This window comes from Cellulomonas sp. (genome assembly GCF_036279715.1).
Classification (GTDB): Bacteria; Actinomycetota; Actinomycetes; order Actinomycetales; family Cellulomonadaceae; genus Cellulomonas_A.
Genome location: NZ_DASUIR010000144.1, coordinates 1 through 2,035, shown reverse-complemented (window position 1 = coordinate 2,035; position 2,035 = coordinate 1). Strand labels below are relative to the sequence as shown.

Annotated in this window: 3 protein-coding genes; all 3 read left to right on the top strand. The window is 71.7% G+C overall.

Going from position 1 to position 2,035, the window contains the following annotated elements; genetic code table 11:
* A partial coding sequence (locus tag VFW79_RS13600) for a fibronectin type III-like domain-contianing protein (protein WP_329677830.1) occupies positions 1-322 on the top strand: 322 nt, incomplete at its 5' end.
* A 70-nt stretch (positions 323-392) separates the two neighbouring features.
* Positions 393-1,670 carry an endo-1,4-beta-xylanase gene (locus VFW79_RS13595; protein WP_329677829.1) on the top strand — a complete coding sequence of 426 codons (1,278 nt, stop codon included), beginning with the start codon at positions 393-395 and terminating at the stop codon, positions 1,668-1,670.
* Positions 1,667-2,035: LacI family DNA-binding transcriptional regulator (locus tag VFW79_RS13590; protein ID WP_329677828.1), on the top strand; the 369-nt coding region annotated here is incomplete at its 3' end. The genes VFW79_RS13595 and VFW79_RS13590, both read left to right, overlap by 4 nt.

Here is a 2,035-nt window from a genome sequence, read left to right as displayed (position 1 = left end):
GCACGACCCCGTGGCGTCGATCACCCGGCCGGTGGCGCAGCTGCTCGGCTACGCGCGGGTCGAGCTCGACCCGGGTGCGGCTGCAACGGTGCGGTTCGGTGTGCCGACCACCCGCCTGGCCTTCAGCGGACGGGACCTCGTGCGCGGCGTGGAGCCGGGAGTGATCGAGCTGTGGGTCGGGGCGACGTGCGCCGAGCGGGAGACCGAGGCGACCGTCGAGCTCGTCGGCACGCGGCACGAGATCACGGTCGCCGATGCACGATGGGTCGACGTCGCGGTGGAGGCGGGGCTCGAGGCGGACGGCGCCATGAGTCGGGTGTGAGCAGGTGCCGCGGCTCGCGGCGGTCAGGTCGGTCGGTCAGCAGAGGTCATCACAGGCAGGGAGTCGTCACATGCAGCTCGCGTCGCGCAGCATCCCGGAGGTCCTCCGTCACCGCGTCGGCAGGTCGACCGTCACGGTGCGCACCCCGGACGGGAACGCCGTCGCGGACGCCGAGGTCGTGGTCGAGCAGGTCCGGCACGCCTTCGCGTTCGCGAACATCGGCTTCGACTTCATCGGGTTCGCCAACGGCGAGACCGAGGCGACCCCGGACAGCCCCTTCGGTGGCGCCGCCCCGTCGACGGCTGCGCACCTCTCCGAGCTCTGGTTCGAGCTCTTCAACACCGCGACGCTGCCGTTCTACTGGGGTGGGTTCGAGCCGGAGCGCGGGCATCCCGACACCGAGCGCCTGAGGCGAGCCGCGCAGTGGTTCGTCGACCACGGCTGCGTCGTCAAGGGTCATCCGCTCGCGTGGCACACGCTCGCGCCGCAGTGGCTGCATGACCTGTCGACAGACGAGGTCGAGGCAGCCGTGCGTGCGCGGATCGTCCGGGAGGTCACGGAGTTCCGCGGTGTGATCGACGTGTGGGACGCGATCAACGAGGTCGTGATCATGCCGGTGTTCGACAAGGAGGACAACGGCCTGACCCGGCTGTGCCAGCGGCTCGGGAGGGTCGAGACGGTCCGGCTGGCCTTCGCGACGGCGCGGTCGGCCAACCCCGGTGCCACGCTGCTCCTCAACGACTTCGACATGTCGCCGGCGTACGAGCACCTGGTCGAGGAGTGCCTCGCCGCCGGCATCCAGATCGACGGCCTCGGGCTGCAGAGCCACATGCACCAGGGCTACTGGGGCGAGGAGAAGACGCTCTCGATCCTCGAGCGGTTCTCGCGGTTCGGCCTGCCCGTGCACATGACCGAGACCACCTTGCTCTCGGGCCGGCTCATGCCCCGTGAGATCGTCGACCTCAACGACTACCAGGTCGCCGACTGGCCCTCGACGCCCGAGGGCGAGGCGCGGCAGGCCGACGAGATCGTCCGGCACTACACGACGCTCGTCGGCCATCCGGCGGTCGAGTCGATCACCTACTGGGGCCTGACCGACGACGGTGCCTGGCTCGGTGCGCCGGCCGGTCTGGTGAGGTCCGATGGCACGCCGAAGCCCGCATACGCGGCGCTGCGCGGTCTGATCAAGGACGACTGGTGGCTCGGGCAGACGCGCGTCCGGACGGACGACGAGGGACGCCTCGGCGTGGAGGGCTTCGCGGGGGAGTACCGCATCACCGCCGGGGACCTGAGCGGCACCGTCGTTGTCGAGGCGACCGACGGCACCGCCGAGGTCGTCGTGACGTGATTGCCGTCCCGGCGCGTCGGCCCCTGCCGACGATCACCGACGTCGCCGCCCGCGCCGGGGTTTCGACAGCGACGGTCTCCAGGGTGATCAACGCCCGCAGCGGTGTCGCGGCACCGACCGCGCAGCGGGTCCTGTCGACGATCGAGGCCATGGGGTACGAGCCGAGCCTCGCGGCGACGCGGCTGCGGGGCGGGACCGCGCGCGTCGTGGGCGTGCTGTTCTCCGAGCTCGGGCAGTGGGCCGGCGAGGTGCTGAAGGGCGTGTCAGCGGCCGCCACGGGGTCCGGCTATGGGCTACTCGTGTTCTCCGCCGCGGGCGACGGCTCGGCGGCCGGCTGGGAGCGCCGGGCCCTGGTCAGGTTGGGC

Bases quoted from the DNA above. Each gene is read 5' to 3' on its own strand.
- VFW79_RS13595 (WP_329677829.1), top strand. From the start codon at position 393: ATGCAGCTCGCGTCGCGCAGCATCCCGGAGGTCCTCCGTCACCGCGTC.